Source organism: Adhaeribacter aerolatus (genome assembly GCF_007991635.1).
GTDB classification, from domain to species: Bacteria; Bacteroidota; Bacteroidia; order Cytophagales; family Hymenobacteraceae; genus Adhaeribacter; species Adhaeribacter aerolatus.
This window is the reverse complement of the sequence record NZ_BJYS01000001.1, coordinates 290,581-316,317: the sequence shown is the minus strand read 5'-3', so window position 1 is coordinate 316,317 and position 25,737 is coordinate 290,581. Positions and strand designations below refer to the sequence as shown.

The following is a 25,737-nucleotide window of genomic DNA, read 5'->3' as shown; positions in this document are numbered from 1 at the left end:
GCAAACTGTTGCCCTTACTGGGTGTTTTCACCATAGTCATCCGGTTAAGAGAAAAGAATCACTACCTGCACCTTTTTCCAATCGCCTGCCTTTCAATTGCCCCTGACTTCAGTCAGGGATGAACAATATTTCCGGCCGAATCGCCCTTAAAACCCGGGGCTAAAGCACCCGGGCAATGCAATGCTGCGCTTAACCTAACGACTATGGTGTTTTCACCAGCCAGTAGTTTGGCAAAAGCTTTAAAACTAATGCTTCTACAAATTAATTCTTAGGAAACTCATCTTGCCAGTAGAATGTCAGTAATCTAATAGATGATAATTTCTAATTATTAATTTGACGAAACAATAGCAGGTTTTCTGTAGCATCTGGTAGTTATAACAAAGAATAAAAAGTTATACTTTCTATTCGTTTTGGTAGAAATATCTGTTGCATTAGCTTTCTTTGTATATGCCGGCGCTTGACCTACAACCTTCCGCGGAGTTAGAAAAACTATCGGGTATCGTAAAACGCATTACGTTCCATAGTTTAGAAACCGGTTATACGGTACTCAAGGTAAATAGCTTTCAGAAGCCTAACGAGGAGCTTACCGTAGTGGTGCATCAATCTAAGGTATTTGCCGGGGCTACCATGGATTTCTATGGCGAGTGGACGAATCATCCGAGCTACGGCCTGCAATTTAAAGCCAGCAAAGCCATCGAACGGAAACCGGCTACAGCCAATGCGCTGGAAAAATATTTGGGTTCCGGACTGATTAAAGGCGTTGGTCCGGTAACGGCCAAAAGAATTGTAAAGCATTTCGGCGATAAAACGCTGGATGTATTTGAGAACAGTATCGAGAAGCTCACCGAAGTAGAAGGCATTGCCAAACTGAAGCTGGAAATGATTAGCCGGGCCTGGATAGAGCACCAGGAAATCAGGAATGTGATGTTGTTTTTACAATCGCACAACATTTCTACCCTGTTTGCGGTCAAAATTTATAAAACCTACGGCAATGAGGCGATTGAAGTAGTTACGAAAAATCCTTACCGTTTAGCCGCCGATATTTATGGCATTGGCTTTTTCTCGGCCGATAAAGTAGCCCAAAGCTTGGGTTTAGCCGCCGATTCACCCCAACGCATCCAGGCCGGTATAGAACATGTGCTGCAAAACGCCCGCGAAGAAGGCCATTGTTATTTAACGCAGCAGCAAATAATCCAGGCCACTGGAGAATTATTAGCCTTACAGAATGCTGCCGCCCTAGAGGCAGTTCTCCAGGGCATGGAACAGAAAGAAGAACTGAAAATCAGGCTTTTGCCGGATGCGCAAGGCGTGGTGCAAAAGTGCTTTTACGCCCACTCTTTGTATTACGACGAGCAATATATCGCGGTTAAAGTTAAGAAGTTAAGGGCGCAGCCGGTCCGGGTAAATAAAGAACACCTGCTACAGGACCTGGAAGTATTCTGCCAGGTAAATCATATAACTCTGAGCGAAGAACAAAGCCAAAGTGTTTTGCAAATCGCAACGGAGCGTCTTTCTATTCTCACGGGTGGGCCGGGCTGCGGTAAAACCACTACTACCCGGGCCTTGGTGGGCGTACTGCAGTTTATGAATAAGAAAGTAATGCTGGCGGCCCCCACCGGCCGGGCCGCCCAACGCATGAGCGAGGTTATCGGCCTGGAAGCTAAAACCATTCACCGCTTACTTGAATTTGATCCGGCTCAGGGCGGGTTTAAACGCCACGAGGAAGACCCGCTGCAAACCGATATCTTGATTGTGGATGAATGCTCGATGCTGGATGTGCACCTGGCGGCGGCTTTACTCCGGGCCGTGCCGGTGCACGGGCAAGTAGTGTTGATAGGCGATGCCGACCAGCTACCCGCCGTAGGCGCCGGTAATGTGTTAAAAGACCTGATTGCTTCGGGAGTGGTGCCTTGTATGCGGCTGACGAAAGTTTTCCGGCAGGCGCAGGAATCGCTGATTATTTCTTATGCCCACCAAATTAACAAAGGCGAAATCCCCCGGATTGAATCGCCTTTTAACAAACCCCAAATCTGGGCGGAAAAAAAAGATTGTTTGTTTATCGACTCCGAAGAAGCCACCAGCGAGCAACTCAAGTTTATTTCTAAAGTAAAGAAAATAGCCGGCGAATTACCCAACCCGGTTGTGAAGGAATATAACTTGTTAGAAGAGCCGGCCGCGCCGTATGCCCAGGACCTGTATACCCGGGGCAGCAGCTTTGCTATTCCGGACAAGTTCAGCCATGTAGATATAGAAGCTTTGCAGCAAACCCGCAGCTATACCGAAGAGTTAAAAGAGGTATTGAAAGGCGTTCATCCCTGGTCTTCGCTGCACTATGGCCTTTCGGCGGTAGGCATGGTAGAAAAATTGTACGAAGCCATTATTCCGAAGTACTACGGTAAAGACGCCGAAATCCAGATTCTTTCCCCGATGACCAAGGGCAGTTTGGGTACCGCCAACCTGAACAAAGTAATTCAGGAAAAAATTAATCCAACCCGCGTGGGCAAATCCCAGATTTTAATTGGCGGACGCATATTCCGGGAGGGAGACCGGGTTATACAAAAACGCAACAACTACGATTTAAATGTGTTCAACGGCGATATTGGTACCATAACCCAGGTGGATAATGAGAACATGGAGTTAGAAGTGGCTTTCAAGGCAGGGCAGGAGGTAAAAGAAGTCAGGTATGAAAAAGAACATTTACTGGAACTGGATTTAGCTTATGCCATCACCATTCATAAATCGCAGGGCAGCGAATTCCAAACCATCATCATTCCGCTGGTTACGCAGCACTTTGGCATGTTGTTCCGCAACTTGGTTTATACTGGTATTACCCGGGCCAAAAAGTTAGTGGTGTTTTTAGGAACCAGAAAAGCATTGTCCATGGCGGTAAACAAACAAAATACCGCTACCCGCCAGACCGCCTTAGAATATTTACTCAGGCAAGAGGTAGCGTAGCACTCAGGCACCTGTTATTTTCTTAAATGGAAAATCCAAGGTAATATTATCCTCCATTATCTCATAAGTATGCGCTCCTCGGCCGGTGGCGCACCGGCTGAAAGAAAAATGGTACGCCGCATTTAAAGTTGATGTTGTACCAAATAAATCAGCAGTACGCGCTCATAGAAAGTGGTTGGTGCGTCATAGACCAAGGGTGTAGTTGCAAATAAAATACGAATGGTTTCGTAGCTGGTTTTGGCAATTTTATTTAGGGCATAAAATATTAGTAGGAAGGGGAAATAAATAAATAAGGGTATTAACGATTGAGGATAGCATTACCCGCAACCGCTAATACCAGCAAAAGCAAAAGGCTGAAGAATATTATTAAGAAATATTTAATCGGCTTTACCGAATTAGTTAAACCGAAAGGTTTAAAACCGACGGAAAAAGAAGTAGCCGCAGGCGAATAAGGATAGTTCCAGAATAACTCCTAATACGATGGTTATAAAAACTGTTAACATAATCGATTGATATTTTTAACGATGATAATTGTTTTATTTTCAGGTAGCGGTAAATGAGTGATGTAATCTAAAATAGGGGAGGGACAGCAAGAAAGGTGGTAGGTAATGGTTTAACCGTTTGGGGCTGCGGTTCTATACGGTTATTAATAATGGCTGGTGAGCCGGTAGTGTTTAAGAAGCTTTCTGCGAAAGACAGTAAGGTAGGTAAAGAATTAGAATTTAAATGGGGCATTTTCATAGTTAGTTTTTTAATCAGGGTAAAGGGTATTCTTTTTTATTCAATCAGTATGCCACAAAGCTAAAACATTGGATTTAAGGAGTTTATAAGTAATAACTGGTATTTCCGTTTAAAGTAAAGTGTCCGGATTCAGAACACTATGTTCAGGTTTGTTACACTTTAGTTTTCTATAAGAGCAGGTAACAGGTTAAATGGTTGCTTTACCCTGAAAAAAATAGCAGCAGCAGTGGGTGGCAGGTGGGTTACTGCCCTAATACTTATAAATAAAGTGCCGGAGTTTTAAAAATTAAAGCGGTGAGAATATTTAGCCAGAAAGGATTAGCTGGAAAGCAACATTGGTTTCAGCCATTTTTAGGTACAAAATAGAACTGCTTAAGCAAGCCGCCTCCTGCTTCCTGCAAGAGAGGTCTGTAATTTCATAACTAACTCAAGCCGGTGAGCAGGGTAATGCGATTGATTTACGCTGCCTTACTCCACCCACATTTTGCGGGCAACTCCCATTCCTACTAAATTCCCTTTGCCACCACTACGCAACAAAACAGCTACATTTTGCCCCTGTTGTAATTCACTTAAGCTAATTGATTTTCCATCGGGACCTATTATTTGGGTGGTTGGCAACACCAGCACATACGCCCGGTTATAGCGGGTATTCTGCGAAGGAAAGCCATCTATTTCCAGCACGACCTGCCCCTGGTTATACCGCCGCATAATAATGCTCCCCCGGATATCCACTCGTTGGGGCGACAAGCGTTTCTCCGCTGTTGTCGCATCGGCAGCGCCGGCAGGGGCGTTACTGGTTTGGCAGCCGGTTAGCCAAACAGCAAACAAAAGGCAAAAGACTATCCAGCCGGACCATATATTTCTAGTTTTCATCTACTTAAAATTAGAGCCTGCTTTATTTAACGGCGGTAAGCTGAAATGAGATGTGATTTTGTTTAGAACTGGTGCAGCATGCCAACGAATTACAAATAATAAAAAGTGTTGAAAAATGGAGCCTAATTAATTATTCAGAAAGGAATAAAACTTACGCCACCAGGTTTTCCACGCTTTGTATCGTTCTTCCGCATGTTCCATTATTTCGGACAGAATTTTCTGTATCTCCTCCGTAATGCCTTTGCGTCGAAGGATGTTTCTGACCGACAGCATTATTTGAACTTTAATATCTGATTTTATATACCAATCCGGCTACTGCGCATTCTTTCTGATAACTTTCGTTACGTCTTTCACCACTTCTTATATTAGCTCAAAATCCTGCCTTGCCCGGGGATGTTTAGCTAATATTTCGTAGAAAGCTTCTTCGTCTTCGGTTAACCCTAGTTGCTGCTGTACCTGGTCTTCGTTTTGTAGGCTGGCGGCTACGTCGCGCAGCTTTTGCATAGCAATTAAGCTGTCGAACAAATGGTCGTGGTAGCCCTGAATAATTTTTCTGCTTCTTCTTTCAGCTTGCGGTATTTCACCAGGTTCTTAGGCGAGCGGACTTTTATTTCGTCGTTCAGAATCTGGCGCAGGAGTTCCCGTTTTAGTTCGTTGCCGGTTTTCTGTTCTTTAGAAGTGGCCAGAAAATCATTATTAATAATAGAAATATCGAAGCAGTCGATGCCGGCCATTCGGAATACGTCTATTATTTCTTCGCTTTCGATGCTGCGGTGAATAAGTTCTTTTATCTGGCCTTACTTTTTCCGGATGTTGGTTTGGGGTATTTTATTTTCCGGACCGCTGCCCTACGTGCTGAAAAACAGTACATCCACGGCAATTTCTTTAATGTTGAGGTAGTTTTTTACAAGGGGCACCAGCGCACTTAGCTTCTATTCCTGTTGCATAAAAACCTTGCAAACCTTCTCTTCGGCCACCATCATATAAACCGCCCGTATCACCAGCTTAAACTTTTCCCCTTGGTTTAAATACGGCCAGCTATTATAACGCCACCCAAACCGCTCCAGAACCGATTTGCCGTTCGAAGCCACATAAACCGGTGTTCCGTGCTGTCCCCCTTGGGAGGGGGTAGGGGGAGGATTATTCCCCGGCGTACCCAAAACCGGTTGCTCTCCGGCCGTGGCGGATGAGGACGAAGCATAGGTTAAAGGCGGTTTAGCGCTGATGGCTACGGTTTCGGCAGGAGTATAGGGTTTTGTCCTCCCCCTGCCCCCTCCAAAGGGGGACTGTTCAATAGGCGTGCAAAAATATGCGTGAAAAGGGATTGCAGGTCCTGGATTACTTCTTTGGTGCGTTCAAAAGCTTCTTCTGTATCAATCGTAATGCTGCCTTTACCGCCGCCAGCGGTGTACTTTTTGGTGGGGATGCGGAGTTTGTCGTCGATGCCGACATAGCCTACAATGAGGCCGCTGGGTTTGTCGCGGAACACGATGGCGACGCGGTTTACGGCTTGGATGAAGTTGTGGCCGCTTATCACTTATCGACGTATAGCTAGGGCAAGGCTCGGTTATCGAAGCCGGTAAGCCACATATCCCACATAAATTATCAGAACCTACCCTGGCGTTCGGGCAATGGGCCTGGCGACGGTCGTACTCGTCACAGGCATAAATGTGAAATTAGGTGTGGCAGCCGTCTGGTGCATCTGGTGGTAGCAAGTTATGGAAGACTTCAATCTACGCGTATAAGAATTTTGCGTTGCGATCACTGATTCATTTCGGTGGCAGGCGACACCCCGAACAGGGCCAATAGTAATTAGGGATTTTTTAATGTTTAATTTATTTGGCCAGATATAAATCGTTTGATTTATAAAATATCAACAAATAAGAATTCGAATCTTTTCAAGATTGGTCAAAAGTTAACAAGTATTCTAGAAATACTTTTTATTTTCTTTATTTTATTTCTTAGTTTGCGCCAAATGGATACCGGGCAACATATTATTGAATTAAAGTTTGAGGGTAATGGAATAAAGCCCTCAAAGGTTAAGGCAAGTGAAGTTGCAGAGTTGATAGCCAGTTTTGAAGGGGCAATACTGGCCGTTGTAAAGCAGCAGAATCCTGAAGTTAACGAGGCTGATGTTCTGATAAGCTTTGAAGAAATAAGAGATCAAAGCTTGAGCATTAAGTGCCTTTCCCATATATCGAAGTATGTCTTGCCAGCCTATGCTGTGATCGCTACTTCATTTACCAGTGACCAGTACAGCAATCTGCCCAGTTCCTCCGTTGACAACCTTAAGAAGATAGCTAAGTTTTCTAAAAGACATGAATGCGAAGGGGTATTTATTCAAGACGGTGAGCGGATAGCAACCTTCAATAAGGATACTGAAATAGTAGTTAAGGAAGCCGGTACGTTGCGGGGCGACACAACTATTTACGGAACTGTTCTAAAAGCCGGTGGCGATACTCCAAGAGTAACCTTAAAAATTGACGATGATTATACCGTCAGCTTCGAAGTTAAGAAGGACATTGTGATTAAGCTGGCCGAAAATCTTTATAAAGAGGTTGGGGTAAAAGGCAATGCTAAATGGGACAAGCGAACTTATCAGGTTTTAGAGTTTAGGGCAGAGAGTGTCATTTATATAGAGCAGGTTACGATTCAGGATACCTTTAAGCAACTCGGAGATTTACTCAGCAAAACTCTGCATAAGGTTGATGACATAAATTCACTTAAATCTAATCAGGGGCATGAGTAACCTGGTACTTATTGATAGCCAACTTTTCATTTGGGGTGTTAAGGGCGAAGCCGGACCGGATCAGCAACATAAAATAGCGGAAAGCAGACGGTTCCTGGACTGGTTGGAAGACCATAAATGTAAAATATTGATGCCTGTTCCGCTTATGGTTGAGTTGCTATCTTGCTACTCACCGCAAGAGCAACATGCGGCAAAAGAATTATTCGACCGTAGGTTTCGTGTTGTGCCTTTTGACACTCTGGCTGCTGAAAAATGCGCAGAACTACTGTATAAATCTTATAGAGATCCTGAATTAATAGCCTATCAAGCCGAACATCGAGTTTTAAAAAGTTCAATCAAATATGATTGCATGATAGTAGCCATAGCCATTACAAACAGGGTAAAGGTTATCTATTCGGTGGACCCCGACCTGAAAAGATATGCTGATGGTCGCATTCATGTAGCAGAGCCGCCTTTCATTCCAGATCAGTCTGAAATTGGTGAGCAGTTAATGTTGTTTCCACAAATTGGGGGTGACAATGATATTGAATTGGATGAGGAGCAGGCTGAAGTGGATGGCTTGTCACACCAGGAAATTCTAGATTATGATATGGAAAGTCCTACCAGAAATTCCATTAGAGAAAGTATTTCACAGTCAGAAACCGAAATCAACATATCTGATTTGAAGTTTCCTGGAGAGGATTAAAAGCTACTTATAGCTATTTCCTACAAACCTGGCCGGACCGCTATAGCTCCGAGCTTTTGATAATGTTCCCTAATTCTAGCACCTTGAATCATAACGTTTTTCCACATTCCTAATTTTTTCAAGTGAATACGGGAGTAAAAAAGCTAATTTATAATATGTTTGCCTCCACCAAGAAAATAAAAGGAAATTTAAATAAAAAACGCTGTTATTCTATTAGTTAACAGCGTCATAGTAGCCGCGACGGGAATCGAACCCATATCAAAAGTTTAGGAAACTTCTATTCTATCCATTGAACTACGCAGCCAGGTTCCGGGGGCAGGAACAAACGCAAATTTATTTATTTAACGGTAAAATACAAAGCCTCCGCATTTTAAATAAATTCCCGCCAAATCAGGCAACTAACCCGTGCGTGTTTCAGGTTGGTTGTAAAATATTAGGCCATTAGCCATAACCCAAAAGGGCATAAATCAGTTTAGGTAAGGTCTTAACGGAAAGATTAGATAATAAAAAAACAACCGCCGGTACAATGGGTATTCTCAGAAATCAGAAAAAAAACTTAGCCCCGCAAGTTCCGGCCGCCAATGGCGCTAACGATACCCAGCCCGCGCTTATTTTTATTCCCGATATTAGTGGGTTCACCAAATTTGTGAACGAAACCGGCCTGGAAACCAGCCGCAACCTGATTGCGGATTTGCTGGAGATTATTATTGAAGCCAATATTCTGGACATGGAGCTGGCCGAAATTCAGGGCGACGCCGTGTTGTTTTACCGGCTGGGGCCCCCGCCCCCGGTGCAGGAGGTAATAAATCAATGCAAGCAGATTTTTATTGATTTTCAGAATTACCTCAAAATAGTAGAGCGGGACCAGGGAACGGAAGTAGGCGCTTCTTTGTCGGATAGCCGGCTTACGCTAAAAGTAGTGGTACATTATGGGTGCCTGAGTGTAACGCAGATTCGGGAGCACATAAAACTCATGGGTAAAAACGTAATTATTGCCCACCGGCTGCTCAAAAATAATATCGCCGGCGACGAGTACGTGCTGCTGTCCGAAGATTACCTGCGAACCCAGCCGGAACCGGAAATAAAAGCTAATTTTAGCTGGTCGCGGTTGCACAAAGGCAGTACCTTTTACGAGCACCTCGGCGAAATTAAGTACCGGTACGCTTTTTTAACCCCGTTGCGCCTGCTGGTAACTACCAACCGGCCCATGCAAAGCAAAAGCAAATTTGCCCACGTATTTGCCACCGATATTATCATCAAAGCGCCGGCCCGCTATGTGCTGCGAATTATCAGCAATTTCCGGTTAAAGCCGGCCTGGGTAGCGGGTATGAGCCGGGTGCATTTTGATACCACCAAGGCCAACCGGATGGGTATTTCGTATAAATGCGACCTGAACCGGGGCCAGATTGATGTGCAGACGGTACAGAGTTTTATCGGGGAAAAACAGATTGAGTACGTTGAGAAAATAGCCAACTTCCGGATTTTTCCTAACGCTTTTCTCTTTTATTACCTGACTACGGTCGAGGAGGACAAAACTTACCTGCAGCTAAAATTTCATTACAGCTCATCGGTGGTGGGCAGCTACATTTATTCTTTTTTTATCCGGCGGCGCATGAAAATATTCCTCGGCAAATCTATCCGGCAGTTAAAAGCTTTGTGCGAACAAATGTACCAGGCGCATCCGCGTTAATCGTTGTTCGATGGTAGAAAAGCATTATTTTAAAAGAAATATTTCAATTAGGCTGTAACCCAGGTTCAGATACGAAGTACCCGCCTAACGAACAACGAACAACGAACAACGCCTACCGCACTATTGCTACAATAAACGACAGTACAGTTAAAATCAGGCCGATCATGAAGATGGTGTAGGAGATGCGGAGCAGCCGGTATTTTTTACTGAGTACTTCACCCAAATAATAAATATCGATTATCATGTTGTTATACAGCGCATCTTTTTCGCGCATCAGGTCGTGCATCCCCACCTGAAAATCTTCGAGCGGTATTTTGGTGAAATTACCGAAAAACAAAATATTTACTTTTTTGCTTTTAACCTTATTGGCCCGCATTTTAAAACTGGTTACTTCGGGTTGCGCCGACATAATAGCCGATACCACCGAGCCCAGCGTGGTTAAAATAAGGGTACCAATGGGTACCATCAGGATAGGATTGCGGGTAAATTCGGTACCTAATACCGAGGTTTTAGCACCCAGATAGGTGATTATAACCGATAAAATGATGGCGTTAAGGCTAATCATCATATTGGCTTTATTATCGGCAATGCCACTCAGCGACATGTGGTTCTGGTACGTCGATTGAAACATGGTTTCGATGCCCCGTTTAGGCTGGGCAAAATTCTCGCGTTCCTTCTTGTTTTTTTTCTTCTGTTTTTTCGAAAGTTTACCCAGAATATCGCGCTGCTCCTGAATATTGGCTTTCAGGGCTTCGCCGAATTTTTTCTGGGCTACCTCGGTCCGGAAAGTTTGCCCGAGCAGGAAATCGAGTTGGTACTGGGCCCATTCGGCGTCGGTAAAAAATTTATTCAGAAAAACTTCCCACTCCACCCGCAACAGTTCGGCGTTCGAAAAAAAGCTTTCTTTGCCAATGTTCGCAATATCGGCATCGGCCAGAATTTCCTGCATCAGGTTTTCGGGCTGCTGATCGTGTTTCGTGGCCATAATACAATCGTTTATTACCCCTATCCGGCCTTCGGGGTAACCTTCGGCCTGTAAGAATGTGGTGGCATATTCCACGCTTCTTTCTTCGTGCCCGGTATACGTATCTACATAGCCGGTATCATGAAACCAAGCCGCTAAAACCAGCACTTCCAGGTTGTCGGCGGACAGACCGGCGGCTTCACCCAGGCTTTGGGCTTCTTTGGCTATTTCGGTGGTATGTTTGTAGTTGTGGTAAACCAGCTTGCGCGATAGTTTTTCTTTAAATAAAGTAAAGACATAATTACTGGCCTTGTGTATAATATCCTGCTCTATCATATTTTTTTTTGCACCATCAGCGGCTGAGCCGGATTCTGGTAAGGTGCCTCGTTCTAAGGGCTGCATTTAAGTAAGGTTATTTTATGAGGTTTGAAACGCAATAATAATCCGAAAGTTCGCTGGGGTTGGTTAACCAGGGTTTAAACCGGAATCTTTAACCTCTGCTATCAGCTAAACAACCGCTTAGGCGGGTTGTTTGCCTTTTGCCCGGCATATATTCTTTTTCTATCTAAAAGAAAAAGAAGTGAACCAATTCCTTTTTTATACGTCAGATAAGCTTAACTGAGAATATAGCAGGTTTAAAATTTATTTAAGATAAACCGGGCTTAAGTAAAGCCCTATTGGCCTGTATACTTTGTGTTAAATTCACGTATAAAAGCCGTTGCCAGCCCAAAAGCACCCGGATACCAGACAGCCGGATAGCTGTCCAAACTCTTTAACATCCATGAAGCATCAATATCTTGCGTATTGTTTGAGTGTCGTTTTTTTATTTTTCGTTAATGCGTGTGCCGTAAAGCGGCCTTTCTACAGCAGTGCGGTAGCCAACTGGCAAACCGTAATGCCCCCCGATAGCAGCCGGATAAAATATACAGTTTTCCTCATTGGCGATGTGGGTGCCCCGGAGAAAGATCCGCTGGAGCCCTCTTTAAAACTGCTGGAGTCCCAGATGAAATCGGCCGGCGCTAACAGTGCTACTGTTTTTTTAGGCGATAATATTTATAGTTACGGCCTTACCGAAGCGGGTTCGCCGGGGCGAAAAACCGATGAAGAACGTTTAACTACGCAACTCGACCGGTTTAAAGGCTACCAGGGCGAAAAATACATGATTGCGGGTAACCACGATTGGGCCCAGGGTTTACCCGGCGGCCTGCGGTCGGTTATCCGGCAGGAAGTATTTGTAGAAGAATACCTGAAAGACTCGACGTTTGTTAGCGGCGGCGACTTTTTTGTGCCCGACGAAGGCTGCCCCGGCCCCTACGAAGTTTATCTGCAGGAAGATGTGGTATTTATTGCGCTTAACTCGCAGTGGTGGCTGCAGGAAGAAGAACGGCCTTACGGACCCAATAATTATTGCAACGTAGCCGACGAAGTAGAAGTACTTACCCGCCTCGAAGATATTATAGCCCGGAATAACGGCAAACATATAGTCGTGGTGGGGCACCATCCTTTGTTCAGCAACGGCGTGCACGGCGGCAATTTCCAGTTACTCGACCATATCTTTCCGCTTACCCTAATCGAGCCCTGGCTGGTTTTACCGTTGCCGGTTATTGGTTCTATTTACCCCTGGGCCCGCAAATACGGCGGCATCAGCCAGGATATTGCTCACCCCAAATACCAGGCTTACGTGCAGGGCCTCATGAATATTTTTCAGCGCTACCCCAACGTGGTGTATGCCGGTGGCCACGAACACAATATTCAGCATTTTAAACACGGCAATGTCAATACCATTGTCAGCGGCTCGGGTTGCAAAATTCAGCACATGAAATTAGGCGGCGGCGATGCTTTGTTTGGCCACGAAGCAAAAGGTTACGCCAAAGTAAATTATTACGACAACGGCGAGGCTTGGGTAGAGTTCTGGGAGCCGGTAAACGATGGCTCAACCGGAAAATTATTTTTCCGGACCCAGATGTACACCAAACAGAGCGGCACCCCGGTAGCTACCCCAATTGCCCAAGATAAAACACCAGCCCTCTCGACGCGGAATTACCGCGACAGCACCATTACCCTGGCGGCTAACCCCATATACCAGGCCGGTAAGCTAAAAGAAGTATTTTTAGGCGAGCATTACCGCGATGTATGGGCCACCCCGGTTAAAATGCCTTACCTGGACTTACGCACCGAAAAAAGCGGCCTGCGGCCTTACCGCGTGGGAGGCGGCAAGCAAACCATTTCGCTGCGACTTCGCAACGAGGAAGGCCACGAGTACACCCTGCGGTCAGTAAATAAAAATCCTACCCAGGTATTGCCAAAACCGCTACAGGAAACCATTGCCCGCGACCTGATGCAGGACCAGATTTCGGCGCAGCACCCTTACGGTGCGTTGGTTTTACCGCCCCTGGCCAAAGCCGCCGGCGTATTTCACGTAAATCCCGAGTTGTTTTATATTCCTTCGGACCCCGCGTTGGGGCAATACCGGAATCAGTTTGCCGGCACCGTTGCTATATTGGAAGAAAACCCCGACGAAAGCCACGAGAATGTAGCCAGTTTGGGCAATGCTCTGAATTTGGTTGGTACCGATAAAGTGCTGGAACGCAAAATAGATAACAACGATAATACCGTAGATGAGCCGGCATTTGCGCGGGCGCGGTTATTTGATATGCTGATTGGCGATTGGGACCGGCACGAGGGGCAGTGGCGCTGGGCCGAAAGTAAAACCGAAGACGGGCGCTTGTTTACGCCGGTGCCCAAAGACCGCGATGCTGCTTTCTTTAAAACCGATGGCTTGCTACCGTACCTGGCTACCCGCAAGTGGGGCATCCGGAACTTCCAAAACTTTGGCTACGATTTCGGCGATTACATTGGTCTGAATTTAAGCGCCCTGACTAACGACCATACTTTTTTATCAAGGGTAACAAAAGCCGAATGGGTAGGTCTGGCCGAAAAAATGAAAGCCAATGTAACGGATGAAGTTATCGAAGCAGCTTTAAAACAATTTCCGCCCGAAGTATACGCCCAATCGGCACCCGAAATAGCCGCTAAGTTAAAATCCCGCCGCGATATGTTGCCCCAGCTAGCTGCCGATTATTATGCTTTCCTGGCCAAAACGGTAGATGTAGCCGGCAGCAACCGTACCGAATATTTCAAGGTAAATCGCCGCAACGATAAAGAAACCGAGGTAGAAGTCCGGAATATTAAACTCGACGGCACCATGGGTCGCAAACTGTACGAGCGTACTTTTTATACCGATGAAACAAACGAAATTCGATTATACGGTTTGGGCGGCAAAGATATTTTTGAAGTTACCGGCGAGGTAGGAGATGGTATTTTAATCCGGATAATTGGTGGCGACGACCGCGACAGCATTGCCGATAATTCTTCGGTGGGTGGTTTGCGCCGGAAAACGGTGGTGTATGATACCAAAGATAATAATGTTTTTCATTTTGGCTCCGAAACCAAAGACCGGACCGAAGCGGCCGGCGAAGTAAATATTTATAGCCGTACCGAACACAAAGTACCCTATTTGGGGCCGCGCCTGGCCCTGCAATATAACGTAGACGATCAGCTTTACCTGGGAGGCGGACTGGTTTACCGGCGGTATAAATTCCGGAAAGAGCCTTTTGCCGTTGAGCACAGCCTGTTGGGTAATTATGCTTTTGCCACTGGGGCTTATAACCTGCGCTACAAAGGTATTTATACCGATATTATAAAAGATTGGGATTTGGATTTCCGGGCCAGTATCAACGGGCCGCAGTTACTGGCTAATTATTTTGGCCAAGGCAACGAAACCGAGGCTAACGAAGAAAACATCCGGGATTACCGCGTGCGGTTTAAGCGGTATATCGTAACCCCCACCCTTACCTACGATATTTTCCACTTCTTAAAAATTGGCGTGGGCCCTACTTACGACCAGTTTCAGGTGCAACGGGAATCTACGGGACCGGCGGCCCGGGCTTTAATTGCCGGCTCCGAAACCGATGCCAGTTCTTTCCGGATGAACGAATATATTGGCGCCCGCGCTTTTATGAATGTGGTGGCCGTGAGCAACGAGGTTAATCCTTACATCGGCATTAAATGGCTGAATGAATTTTCGGTAAACCAGCAGCTAGGATATGAAAAATACCGGTTTACCCGGCTAAGTTCCGAAGTGATGTTTTATCTCACGCCTAATTTCCCGTTTAAGCTTACGTGGGCCGGGCGCATTGGCGGGGCGCACAACTTTGGCGATTACCGGTTTTACCAGTCCAATACCTTGGGCGGTACCACCAACCTCCGGGGTTACCGTATAACCAGGTTTGCGGGGCGGAGTAATATTTATGCCAACGCCGAGGCACGTATTCACCTCACTGATTTTAATTTTTATTTATTCCCGGGCACCTTTGGCATTTTGGCGCTGGTTGATCACGGCCGCGTTTTTGCCGATGACGATGCTTCTAAAAAATTATTTAAAGGTTTGCACCGGGGCGTAGGCGGCGGTATTTGGGTAGATGTGCTGCGCAAGGCAGTGGTATCGGGTACTTATAGCTTCGGCGAAAAAGAAAGATTATTTAACCTGAACCTTGGGTTTTTATTTTAACCTGCCCGGAACTACAGCCGTGACTATCAATATAGCGGAATAAGGAGCATTATAGAGCGATTTAAGAAAGCATAAATGAAAGTAAATAATAAATGGTTGCCCCTGGTGGGTTTGTTATTCTCTCATCATATTTTGCTGGCGCAGGTACAGCCCGATTCTACTAACCGCTATCCGGCTTCCCGGCAGGCTACCAATGCAGTAGACGAAAAAGAATTTGCCAATCCTTCGGTCATCGGAATGGGTAAAGGCAAAGGCGTGATTGTTAATTACGAATGGCAACCCGATTTCGGAATTACCTCTACTTCGCCACAGGAAAATATTGGCAACAAACAAGGCGAGGTGCGGCGCAATAATAAATTTGATCTGAAATTGTATGCCCCGATCTTTAATAATCCGCACTTTAAGATGGTAGCCGGCTTCAATTATGCTTTCGAGGAGTTTAATTTTGAGTACCCGCTGCCGCCCGAATACGCGTTTTACAACAACATCGAAGACCGGAACCTGAAAAGTATCAGCGGCCAATTAATTATGCTGCGCCCGATAAACGAAAAGAATTTTTACGTGGTGCGGGCTAAAGGCGAACTCAACGGCGACTACAACAGCAAACAAGTAGCCGTGTCCGATTATCTGAAAACCACCGTGGAGTTTTTGTACGGCTGGAAAGTAAGTCCTGCGTACTCGTATGGCTTTGGTGCGCAATTGGGCTATGCGCTGGGCCGCCGCCGCATTTATCCGGCTTTTTTATATAACCGCACCTTTAACCCCAAGTGGGGCATAGAAGCAATTTTACCGGCCAATGCCGATGTGCGGTATAACCAATCGGAGCGGTCGTTGTGGTTTGCCGGGTTTTCGGTAGATGGGGCCAGCTATAATATTAACGTGCGCAATATTGGCATTCCGGAACTGGAAACCCTGGAGCTGCGCCGCTCCGAAATCAGGGGGCGTGTGCGTTGGGAAAGAGAAATTTACGACTTTTTGTGGTTTGGGGTAGAGGCTGGTTACCGCCAGAACCTGAATTTTAATGCTTTTGAAAAAGAAGCCAACGATGGTTTTTTCTTTGCCAAAAAGGAAGACCCGGTTATCGAGAATAAATTAAAGGGGGCGGCGCTCTTTAATGTGGAGATATTTCTGGTTCCGCCCCGCCGTTTCTTAAAGCAGTAGCTTTTTCTAGCGTAGATTTACTGCCGTGCCTTCCCGAAGTAACAAACCAGCACGGCATTAAATCCGGGCCATAGAGGTCTTAAAGCAGTAATCATGCTGGGTGGATATTATACCAAATCTCTTCAACGCTCTTTCATAGCAGACCTATGGTTATAAAAGCTGCACAATGGCAGCTAGGTTATGCGGGTTGGTATTATACCAAATAGTAAGAAGAACTTTCCATAAGTGAATAATGTTTTTTGGCCATGGGGAGAGTAAGAAAAATAGAGATAAAGGAGAGCAGTTCAGAGCTGTTAAAGGCGATAAGAGGAGAAAAGCGCCCCCTCGTGCAGGCGCGCTTGCAGGCCTTGTATTTATATAAGAGCGGACAGGAGCAGGATTATGCAGCTATTGGTCAGCAAGTAGGTTATGAGCGGCATACCATAGGTAAGTGGTTTGGTCTTTACCGGGAACAAGGGTTAGGTGTCCTGCAGCAGTTGGAGATGGGTAAAAAGGCAGGTTCCATCATCAGCGGCCAAGCCTTAGCAGCATTGCAAGAGAAGCTTAACAGCCCCACGGATTACTTTACTTCCTATAAGCAAATTCACCGGTGGCTAGCACAAGCGCATAACATCCACCTAAGCTATGAACACGTGCATCGCTTTGTGCGCTACTCGCTGAAAGCTAAACTCAAAGTAGTCCGGAAGAGCAACCTGAAGAAAGATGCCGTCGCGGAAGAGGCGTTTAAAAAAAATTAAACGAGCAGCTTTCTTTTGTTTTACAAAGCTACTATACTCCTTTAGTTAAAGCAGGGAAAGTAGTAGACTGGAAGGTATACTTCCAGGATGAAAGTAGGTTTGGCTTGATGACGGTACTACGAAGAGCCATCACCGTAGCCGGAGTGAAGCCCGTAGGTGCTTACCAGCACCGCTTTATTTACCGCTACTGCTATGGCCTAATAGAACCCCTCTCGGGCGATAAGTTCTTTGTGACCGCTCCGCAGGTGAACACGCTTTTCTTTGAATACCTACTCCACGAGTTTTCTTTACAGGAGCCGGAAGTTTACAAAATCATCTTTTTAGATAAAGCCGGCTACCACCGGGCTAAACACTTACAAGTACCCGACAACATGCACCTGGTATACTTGCCTTCTTCTAATCCGGAACTTAACCCTATCGAACGGTTCTGGCGCGACATGAAAGACAAGGTAGCTTTTCACAACTTCCAAGATGAACAAGAACTTGAACAATGGATTACCTCTACCACTCATGCCTACTCTAATGAACAAATAGCTTCCCTGACCGGCTATGAATACATCATCAACGCTGTCAATCAAAATAAATACCCTATGGAAATCCCTTGATACTATTTGGTATTAGATGTTGGCAAGGTATTTTATAAAACAGGAGTGTTCTTGGGTAATTTCTTTAGGATAACCTTGTCTATTTTAATGCCATCCATATCCACTATTTCAAACTCAACACCATTGTAGACAAACTTTTCGGCGGTAACCGGCAACCGGCCCAGATAATGAATAATAAAGCCGGCCAGCGATATAAATTCGGTATTTCTTTTTATAAATTCCAGTTTCAACTCTTTGTTTAAATCCTGAATCAGAATAGAACCTCTAACCAGGTAAGAGCCGTCGTCCCGCTTAATAATGGCCGGTTCACTGGCTTCGTCGATATCGGGTAAATTGCCCACAATCGCTTCTAAAATATCGTGCAGCGTAATGATGCCTTCTACCGAACCGAATTCATCTACCACCACGCCCAAATATTGCTTGTTCTTCTTAAATAAATTAAGAACCGCACTGGCGAACATGGTTTCGGAAACGTATAAAGGCTTCTTTAAAATTTCTGTTAGCGGACGTTGGGGATTAAGCGAGTTTTCGTAATAGTCTTTCGCGTTTAAGATGCCCACCACATTATCGATGGCGCTATCGGCCACCAAAAATTTAGAGTGTACGCTTTTTTGAATTTGTTCTTTAATGCTTTCGGCAGAACTGTTAATATTAATCCATTCTACCTCTTTGCGGTGGGTTTTTAAATCGCGGGCTTTCTGTTCGGCGTAGTTAAAAATATTCTGGTGCAGTTCGCTTTCTTCTTTGGCTAGTACGCCTTGCTTTCCGGCCGTTCTAATAATTTGCCTTAATTCATCTTCCGATAATTTATCTTCAGCAGTTTCTTTTATGCCTAATAGGCGCACTACCAGGTTAGTAGAACCCGACAATAATTTTACCAGGGGCATGGTAAGGCTGGTGAAGCCTTTAATGATAGGAGCAACAAAAAGCGCTATTCGGTCGGCGTTACCCATGGCTACCGTTTTGGGTATTAATTCGCCTACCACAATCGAGAAATAGGTAATGAGGGCAATTACAATCGAGAGCGACAGCGCATCGGCATAGGGTTGCAGAAAGCTAACCTGGCTGATGAACGGCCGAACATCGTCGGCCAGGGCCGTACCGCCGTAAGCACCCGAAATAATCCCGATTAAAGTAATGCCCACCTGAATGGCCGAAAGAAAATCTTCCGGCTGGGTTAGCAATTGCAGAACTGTTTGGGCGCTTTTGCTACCATTCTGGGCTAGTTGAGCCATCCGGTTTTTTTTAACCGAGATAATAGATATTTCGGAAAGGGCGAAAAAACTATTAAGCAGGGTTAATAATATAATTATAACAACTTCCATAAGTCAGTAATCTTACCAATTGCTGCTGGAAGGCAGCCTGGCTAGCCCATTGCAGGCTAAATGTTTAAGTACAGATTTAGAAAGCCGCCAGAATCCGGAGAAGCATTAACATCTACGCAGTCTTTTAAAGATTTTACCCGGAATGGGTCTATAACTTCTTATAAAATATTCCGGTAGCAGTTACACAAACAAAGTAGCCTGGTTTTAAGAACGAAGTTGAATCTGCCCAGATTATTTTAACTTCTTACCGGCCGGCAATATCTAATATTTTGGTGTTCTTTTTCAGCGTACGCAGTACCAGAAAAGTGACGGCACCCAGAATAAATATTATTTGCCAGAGCACGTCTATTTTAAACGCACCGTTGGCAAAAAAATGGCTTAAAATATTAATCAGTACAAATGAAACCACGGTGGCAAACAAGCCATTGTATTCCCGTTTCAGTACGTTGCGCATCGAAAACTCCAGGTTAGAAGGCACCCAGCCCGAGAGGCGCGGCAAAAAAGCAGGAGTGCGGCTGGCCCAGGCTTCGTAGCGCGCCGAGTAATTGCGGCGCAGAAACTCTTCTTCGGCGTACATAATGCGTTCGTAATAAAGCCAGTAAGCCAGGGCGCAAATAAGTACAAACCACCAAACCCCGATAAACATAAATAAGCCCAGCCACATCAGGAAGTTGCCCAGATACAGCGGGTGCCTTACTACCGAGTAAATACCGGTTTCGTTCAGAGTTTCGGCAACTTGTTTTTCGGTGTTGCGGCCAGAGGTGCCTTTGGGCGTAAAACCAATGGTGATGGCCCGTACCACCAATCCTGAAAAAGATACTACGAAGCAAATAATGCCCCAGGTAGTGCTGGTAATGTGCGCGTGGGTGGTATCCTGGTAGAAATAAATAACGGCAACCGCAAAAGGGTACAAGAGCACCGGTAACCAGCTTCTTCTTTTAAACAACCAGTTTCCGTCGCGTTCAAACTCTTCTCGTAGGGGCATAAAATATATTTATAAAAAGGTAATAGTTGTGCAAATTAGTTTATAAGCGCCAAAATTACTTAAAACCTGATTTACTTTAACCTTATCTATTAATATATTTTAGCCGGCCTTCCGCAGGCAAACCTTTTATTTCCAGAAAACTAGTACCAGCGGAAAAGAAAACGGACGGCTTTGGGCTGCTGATATTTGCTTCAGTAACAAATTTTCTGGCCTTTCCTTAGCCGGAAATTTTAAGATTCGGGTACCGGATTTTTTTCGAAAGCCGGAATCAGCTCTTTTAAAAAATTATAGGTGGCATATTGGGAGCGGGTTTCGGGTTCGGTGCTCCGGCGCAGATAAACATTGCGGGTATTGCGGGCTTTTACGTTATCGGTCCGCTGTAGATCTATAATGTGCCGGATTTCCTGTTGTAGTTCCGGGTTCAGAATAGGAAAGCCGGCTTCAATCCGGCGGTTCAGGTTGCGGGTCATCCAGTCGGCGGAAGCCACGTAAAGCTTTTCGTGGTTGTTGTTGCAGAAAATATATACGCGGGCGTGCTCCAGATACCGGTCAACGATGCTGCGTACCGTAATATTTTCGCTCAGGCCCGGAATACCCGGAATTAAACTGCAGATACCGCGCACAATCAGTTCTACCTTAACCCCGGCTTTGCTGGCTTCATAAAGGCGCATAATCATGCGTTCATCCTGCAATGCATTCATTTTTAAAACCATGTAGGCGGGTAAACCTTTTTTTGCGTTACGCATTTCTTCATTAATTAAATCGTTGAAACGCTCGCGCATGTTAAATGGCGCTACCAGCAAATTTTTGAAGCGCTTATTGGGTAACCGATCGAAAAAGAACTGAAATACTTTCTCAACGTCCTTGGTCAGGCGTACATCGCGGGTAAACAAGGCATGGTCGGCGTAAATGTGGGCCGTTACTTCGTTGTAGTTGCCGGTGCTCAGGTAGGCATAATTTACCATTTTGCGGCCTTCCTGACGGGTAACCAAACCTAATTTAGTATGTACCTTATAGCCTTCTACGCCATACATAACAGTAGCGCCGGCTTTCTCCAGCTTTTGCGCCCAGTAAATATTCGATTCTTCGTCGAAGCGGGCTTTTAATTCTACTACCACGGTTACCAGCTTGCCGTTTTCAGCGGCTTTAACCAGGGCTTTGGCTACTTTCGATTTTTCGGCCACGCGGTACAGGGTTGCGCTGATAGCTTTAACCGCCGGGTCGGTGGCGGCTTCTTCAAAAAACCGAATCACGTACTCAAAAGACTGGTATGGATAGTGCAACAGAAAATCCTGGTGGTAAATGGCTTCGAGCATGCTCTTATGAAAGCGGAGCTGTGGGTGAGGCAGGGTCGGCTGGGGCTCGTATTTCAGGTGCGGCAAATTAAAATCCGGAAAGTTAAAGAAGTCGCGGAAGTTGTGGTACTTGCTGCCACTAATCAGTTCATTGTCGGTGATGCCGGTTTTTATCTGAATAATATCCAGCAAAGCAGCCGGGGTAGCCGGATCGTAGAGCAGACGGGCTGGGTAGCCGGTTTCGCGCTTTTTCAGGCTCCGCTGAATCTTAGCCATCAGGTTGCCCGATACTTCTTCTTCAATATCCAACTCGGCATCGCGCGATATTTTCAACGCATAAGCTTCGGCCTGACCGTAATCCGGGAATAGCTGGGGTAAACACAACCGGATTACATCTTCCAGAAACATCACGTAACGGTTATCGTCCTGGCCGGGTAATTTTACAAAACGGCCGCCGTGTTTTTTCACCGGCAGTTCCATTAGCGCAAAAGCTTCTGCGTGCTGGTGCGGGTGTTTAGGCTGAAACAGCCGGATGGCCAGGTACACCACCTGATCTTTCAGAAAAAAATGCGGAACGCCATCGGTTAGCATTACCGGGGTAAGTAGGCTTTTCAGGTTTTCCGAAAAATATTCTTGCACAAAAGTTTGCTGCTCCAGGCTTACTTCTTTTTCGGTGAGCAAAAATATTTTTTCCTGGCGTAAATCGGGTAGTATCTGGTTCCTGAATATTTCGCCGAGCTCGTGCTGCTGCCGGGTTACTTCTTCCAGAATATTATCCAGTTCCAGCGATGGATCTTCTTTTAGCTTTTGCAGCGTTTTCTTTTTTAATTTTATCAGCCGTTTTAAAGTAGCTACCCGCACCTTAAAATATTCATCCAGGTTCGAAGAAAAAATGGCCATGAACTTAATGCGTTCCAGCAAGGGCACCGACGGATCTTTGGCTTCTTGCAAAACCCGGTGGTTAAAAGCCAGCCAGCTTAGTTCACGGTTTAATATTTTTTTATCTTTTTCCATAAGAACACTTGGGTATAAAACCTGGTAAGGATACCGGTAAATGGTTAATAAAATATGAGAAGTTTAATTAGCTTTTTCCGGACGGTTTAGCCGAAAGAACCTGCACCGGGTAAATAGCCGGCAGCAGGTAAACTAATATTTATTAGTGGTTTTTCGGATAATCAAAAAACAGGTTAGCTGCATTTTGCCGGCTTATTTCGGCCCAGGTACCACAATTAAAATTAAGACAAACCACTGCTGCCGTAGGCATAGTGGGCACCATTTCCGGCGACAACATATTGGCCAGTTCCGAAATGGTATAATTATGCCCCACCAGCAATACTTTATCGAACTGGTTCGGAATATTTTTAATGATAGAAAGTAACTCCTGCTTGCTGGCTTTGTAAATTTCCTCTTCTACGGCAATTTTCTCGGTGTCGTATTCCAGTTCTTTGGCTACCAGGGTAGCAGTAGTAAGTGCCCGTACGGCCGAGCTGGAAACAATTAAATCTAAGGTAACTTCCCGGGAAGCCAGTTCCCGGCCCATCAGCGGCGCATCTTTTCGCCCGCGGTTATTTAATGGCCGGTCGTGGTCACTCAGTTCCGGAAAGTCCCAGCTCGATTTAGCGTGCCGCATGAGGTATAGCGTTTTCATATTATAGTTTTAGTCTAGCGCGAATTATTCGTCTTTTACTTATTTTAAGGTAAAAGGATACCAATAGCCGCTTAGGAACCGCTCTAAAGTTTATAGCGCGCAGATAAATAGTTAAATTACCCTCTTGTTTGGGTTCGGCAGATACTTTTATTCCTGGTTCTGCTGGTCGTTATGATATTGGTTTACCGGCTGCGAAGTGGGCGCATTAGGGTAACGTTCAAAATGAATAGCGGCTACCCGCCGCACCAGTTCTTCGCGCAATGCATCAATATTAAGGTTGTTTTTGGCCGAGATAAAAATAGCCGGGGCATGAATTTTAGCCATGTAGGTGGCTTTGAGTTCTTCCAGAGTAGGTTTACCGGAGCCTTCGCCCATGTCGTTCAACTCATCGGCCTCTTGGGTGCGGTACTGGTCTATTTTGTTAAACACCAGCAATACCGGCTTATCGCCCGATTCAATGTCTTTCAGGGTTTTGTTTACGACTTCAATGTGTTCTTCAAAAGAGGGATGTGAAATATCCACTACGTGCACCAGCAAATCAGCTTCCCGGATTTCATCCAGCGTCGATTTAAAACTTTCGATGAGGCGGGTAGGCAGTTTACGGATAAAACCTACCGTATCGGAAAGTAAAAAGGGAACATTATCGAGCACTACTTTGCGCACCGTAGCATCTACCGTGGCAAATAATTTATTTTCGGCAAACACCTCCGACTTGGAGAGCAGGTTCATAAGTGTGGATTTGCCTACGTTGGTATAACCTACCAAGGCCACCCGTACCAGATCGGTGCGTGCTTTACGTTGCTGGTAGTTTTGTTTATCTAACTTATCAAGTTTATCGCGCAGCAAAGCAATTTTATCGCGCACTACCCGGCGGTCCGTTTCAATTTCGGTTTCACCGGGACCCCGCATACCAATGCCGCCTTTTTGCCGCGATAAGTGGGTCCAGAGGTTGGTTAAACGGGGTAAAAAATATTGGTACTGGGCCATTTCTACCTGCGTGCGCGATTGGGCGGTTTTGGCCCGCTGGGCAAAAATATCCAGGATTAACAAGCTACGGTCAACAATTTTAACTTCCAGTTCGCGTTCTAAATTACGGACCTGGGAGGGGGTTAAGTCATCGTCAAAAATGACCATATCAATATTATATTCTTTTACAAAAGCTCTGATTTCGTCCAGCTTGCCTTTGCCTACAAACGTGCGGCTGTCGGGGTGTTCGAGCTTCTGGACAAATTTCTTGACGGTTACGGCTCCTACGGTTTCGGTCAGGAAAGCCAGCTCATCTAAATATTCTTGGGTTTTTTCATCCGCCTGGGTTTTGCTCGGAACTGCCACCAAAATAGCAGTTTCTTTTTCTTTGGCGGTTTCATAGAGTTTTTTAGCCATGTAAAGTTTAATCTTTGGTTCAGAAATAAAGTTGCGGAAGCAGTAATCCTGCTAACGGAAACAGGTAGAGTCAGTATACGTAAGTGTGACGGGTAAAAGTAAAGATTGCTAAAACAAACCTGGCGAAAAGCCGGAATTAAATTTATTCCAAACCTAATAACTCCTTAAAAATTAAAATCCTAGAAATTCATCTATTCCTAGTATCTTTGCGGGCCGAAGGTCATTTGCTTTATGCGTATTGCTATTGTTATAAATAAATCTTGGAATATTTATAACTTCCGGATGGGTTTGGTGAAAGCTTTCCTGAAGTTAGGGCATGAGGTAGTAGCAATTGCACCCGAAGACGAATATTCGCAGAAACTGGTTCTGGCGGGTTGCCGGTATTTTCCTATTGAGATGGAAAGTAAAGGCACCAATCCGCTCGAAGATTTATTATTGACCAAGCGTTTCTACGATTGTTACCGCCAGGTAAAACCCGATGTAATTCTGCAATATACCATTAAACCCAATATTTACGGTTCGGTGGCCGCCCGGCTGGCCGGTATTCCTACTATTAATAATGTTTCGGGTCTGGGCACGGTATTTATTGTGCGCAACTTTGTTTCTAAAGTAGCTTTAAAGCTTTATAAGTTTGCCTTCCGGTTTCCGTCTAAAGTATTTTTTCAGAATAAAGAAGATCGGCAGTTATTCCTGGATCATCGGCTGATAAAAGAGCAAATTACCGATGTGCTGCCGGGTTCGGGTATTGACACCGAGCGGTTTAAACCGGCGCCGGTTTTTACCCGCAACCAACGCTTTACTTTTTTAATGGTAGCCCGGGTGCTGTACGAGAAAGGTGTAGTAGAGTACGTAGAAGCAGCCCGCCTTATTAAAGCTAAATATCCGGAAGTGCGTTGCCAGTTGCTGGGCGCTATTGACGAGTCGGGGAATATTGGCATTAAAAAATCGGTTTTCCAGGCCTGGGTAGAGGAAGGCGCCATTGAATATTTAGGTACTTCGGGCACGGTAGAAGCTCATTTGGCGAAAGCCGACTGCGTGGTACTGCCATCTTATCGCGAAGGTACGCCTAAAACTTTGCTGGAGGCGGCCGCTATGGGCAAGCCAATTGTTACCACCAATGTGCCCGGCTGCCGCGAAACCGTAATTGAAGGCCGGAACGGTTTTTTATGCGAAGTAAGAAACAGCCAGGATTTGGCCGATAAAATGATGCGAATGTACCAGCTACCGGCAGCGGAGTTGGAGCAGATGGGAAAGGCCAGCCGGCAATTGGCCGAAGAAAAATTTGATGAAAAGTACGTAATAGATAAATATGTAACTGCTATTCAGTCTATTACAAAATACCGGTTAAAATCGGCGTAAATTTTCTTCGGA

At 45.4% G+C, this 25,737-nt stretch carries 19 protein-coding genes, 1 tRNA gene and 2 pseudogenes; 12 read left to right on the top strand and 10 right to left on the bottom strand.

The window, feature by feature from the left end; translation table 11 throughout:
- The first annotated feature begins 447 nt into the window (after positions 1–447).
- The gene (gene recD2, locus AAE02nite_RS01340) at positions 448–2,955 is read left to right on the top strand and encodes an SF1B family DNA helicase RecD2 (protein ID WP_146894628.1); all 2,508 of its coding nucleotides are present in this window, start codon (positions 448–450) and stop codon (positions 2,953–2,955) included.
- Between the two features lie 305 nt (positions 2,956–3,260).
- Entirely contained in the window at positions 3,261–3,407 is a 147-nt protein-coding gene (locus AAE02nite_RS26170) for a hypothetical protein (RefSeq protein WP_170252498.1), read from the top strand.
- 757 nt (positions 3,408–4,164) lie between these two features.
- Here AAE02nite_RS26170 and AAE02nite_RS01335 read toward each other — a convergent pair.
- Positions 4,165–4,569, bottom strand: a complete 405-nt coding sequence (locus AAE02nite_RS01335) for a hypothetical protein (protein ID WP_146894627.1) — start codon at positions 4,567–4,569, stop codon at positions 4,165–4,167.
- Positions 4,570–4,929: 360 nt separating this feature from the next.
- Positions 4,930–5,303 (bottom strand): annotated as a pseudogene (locus tag AAE02nite_RS26625) (type I restriction enzyme endonuclease domain-containing protein).
- Between the two features lie 39 nt (positions 5,304–5,342).
- On the opposite strand from AAE02nite_RS26625, the gene AAE02nite_RS26620 reads away from it, so the two are divergent.
- The gene (locus AAE02nite_RS26620) at positions 5,343–5,498 is read left to right on the top strand and encodes a hypothetical protein (RefSeq protein WP_246150715.1); all 156 of its coding nucleotides are present in this window, start codon (positions 5,343–5,345) and stop codon (positions 5,496–5,498) included.
- A 3-nt stretch (positions 5,499–5,501) separates the two neighbouring features.
- On the opposite strand, the gene AAE02nite_RS26615 is transcribed toward AAE02nite_RS26620, so the two are convergent.
- Positions 5,502–5,729, bottom strand: a complete 228-nt coding sequence (locus AAE02nite_RS26615; protein WP_246150712.1) for a hypothetical protein — start codon at positions 5,727–5,729, stop codon at positions 5,502–5,504.
- 149 nt (positions 5,730–5,878) lie between these two features.
- Between AAE02nite_RS26615 and AAE02nite_RS26165 the strand changes: the two genes are divergently transcribed.
- From AAE02nite_RS26165 to AAE02nite_RS01315, 3 genes are all read left to right on the top strand, one after another.
- Entirely contained in the window at positions 5,879–6,124 is a 246-nt protein-coding gene (locus tag AAE02nite_RS26165; RefSeq protein WP_170252497.1) for a hypothetical protein, read from the top strand.
- Between the two features lie 303 nt (positions 6,125–6,427).
- The gene (locus tag AAE02nite_RS01320; protein WP_146894626.1) at positions 6,428–7,318 is read left to right on the top strand and encodes a hypothetical protein; all 891 of its coding nucleotides are present in this window, start codon (positions 6,428–6,430) and stop codon (positions 7,316–7,318) included.
- A complete protein-coding gene (locus AAE02nite_RS01315; protein ID WP_146894625.1) occupies positions 7,311–8,003 on the top strand; it encodes a PIN domain-containing protein in 693 nt (230 codons plus the stop codon). Before AAE02nite_RS01320 ends, AAE02nite_RS01315 begins: the two co-directional genes overlap by 8 nt.
- Positions 8,004–8,235: 232 nt before the next feature.
- Here the strand turns inward: AAE02nite_RS01315 and AAE02nite_RS01310 are convergent.
- Positions 8,236–8,307: transfer RNA gene (locus tag AAE02nite_RS01310), tRNA-Arg, on the bottom strand.
- Between the two features lie 222 nt (positions 8,308–8,529).
- Between AAE02nite_RS01310 and AAE02nite_RS01305 the strand changes: the two genes are divergently transcribed.
- Positions 8,530–9,693 (top strand): DUF2652 domain-containing protein, encoded by a 1,164-nt coding sequence (locus AAE02nite_RS01305; protein ID WP_146894624.1) that lies wholly within the window; start codon positions 8,530–8,532, stop codon positions 9,691–9,693.
- A 112-nt stretch (positions 9,694–9,805) separates the two neighbouring features.
- Here the strand turns inward: AAE02nite_RS01305 and AAE02nite_RS01300 are convergent, their stop codons facing one another.
- A complete protein-coding gene (locus AAE02nite_RS01300) occupies positions 9,806–11,059 on the bottom strand; it encodes a Pycsar system effector family protein (RefSeq protein WP_246150710.1) in 1,254 nt (417 codons plus the stop codon).
- A gap of 379 nt (positions 11,060–11,438) precedes the next feature.
- On the opposite strand from AAE02nite_RS01300, the gene AAE02nite_RS01295 reads away from it, so the two are divergent.
- From AAE02nite_RS01295 to AAE02nite_RS01280, 4 genes and pseudogenes are all read left to right on the top strand, one after another.
- Complete coding sequence (locus tag AAE02nite_RS01295; protein WP_246150709.1) at positions 11,439–15,227, top strand: metallophosphoesterase; 3,789 nt, start codon at positions 11,439–11,441, stop codon at positions 15,225–15,227.
- Between the two features lie 75 nt (positions 15,228–15,302).
- Positions 15,303–16,388, top strand: coding sequence for a DUF6268 family outer membrane beta-barrel protein (locus AAE02nite_RS01290; RefSeq protein ID WP_146894623.1), 1,086 nt, complete (start codon positions 15,303–15,305; stop codon positions 16,386–16,388).
- A gap of 245 nt (positions 16,389–16,633) precedes the next feature.
- Positions 16,634–17,125 carry a helix-turn-helix domain-containing protein gene (locus AAE02nite_RS01285; RefSeq protein WP_146894622.1) on the top strand — a complete coding sequence of 164 codons (492 nt, stop codon included), beginning with the start codon at positions 16,634–16,636 and terminating at the stop codon, positions 17,123–17,125.
- An 83-nt stretch (positions 17,126–17,208) separates the two neighbouring features.
- A pseudogene (locus AAE02nite_RS01280) lies at positions 17,209–17,730 on the top strand (IS630 family transposase); the annotation flags it as partial.
- A 32-nt stretch (positions 17,731–17,762) separates the two neighbouring features.
- Here AAE02nite_RS01280 and AAE02nite_RS01275 read toward each other — a convergent pair.
- From AAE02nite_RS01275 to hflX, 5 genes are all read right to left on the bottom strand, one after another.
- On the bottom strand, positions 17,763–19,055 hold the full coding sequence (locus tag AAE02nite_RS01275; protein WP_146894620.1) for a hemolysin family protein: 1,293 nt from the start codon (positions 19,053–19,055) through the stop codon (positions 17,763–17,765).
- 244 nt (positions 19,056–19,299) lie between these two features.
- A complete protein-coding gene (locus AAE02nite_RS01270) occupies positions 19,300–20,040 on the bottom strand; it encodes a methyltransferase family protein (protein ID WP_146894619.1) in 741 nt (246 codons plus the stop codon).
- Between the two features lie 230 nt (positions 20,041–20,270).
- Positions 20,271–22,349, bottom strand: a complete 2,079-nt coding sequence (gene ppk1 / locus AAE02nite_RS01265) for a polyphosphate kinase 1 (protein WP_146894618.1) — start codon at positions 22,347–22,349, stop codon at positions 20,271–20,273.
- Positions 22,350–22,491: 142 nt separating this feature from the next.
- Positions 22,492–22,983 (bottom strand): SixA phosphatase family protein, encoded by a 492-nt coding sequence (locus AAE02nite_RS01260; RefSeq protein WP_146894617.1) that lies wholly within the window; start codon positions 22,981–22,983, stop codon positions 22,492–22,494.
- A 147-nt stretch (positions 22,984–23,130) separates the two neighbouring features.
- A complete protein-coding gene (gene hflX, locus AAE02nite_RS01255; protein WP_146894616.1) occupies positions 23,131–24,366 on the bottom strand; it encodes a GTPase HflX in 1,236 nt (411 codons plus the stop codon).
- Between the two features lie 231 nt (positions 24,367–24,597).
- Here hflX and AAE02nite_RS01250 point away from each other — a divergent pair, with 231 nt between their 5' ends.
- A complete protein-coding gene (locus AAE02nite_RS01250) occupies positions 24,598–25,725 on the top strand; it encodes a glycosyltransferase family 4 protein (protein WP_146894615.1) in 1,128 nt (375 codons plus the stop codon).
- Positions 25,726–25,737: the final 12 nt, after the last annotated feature.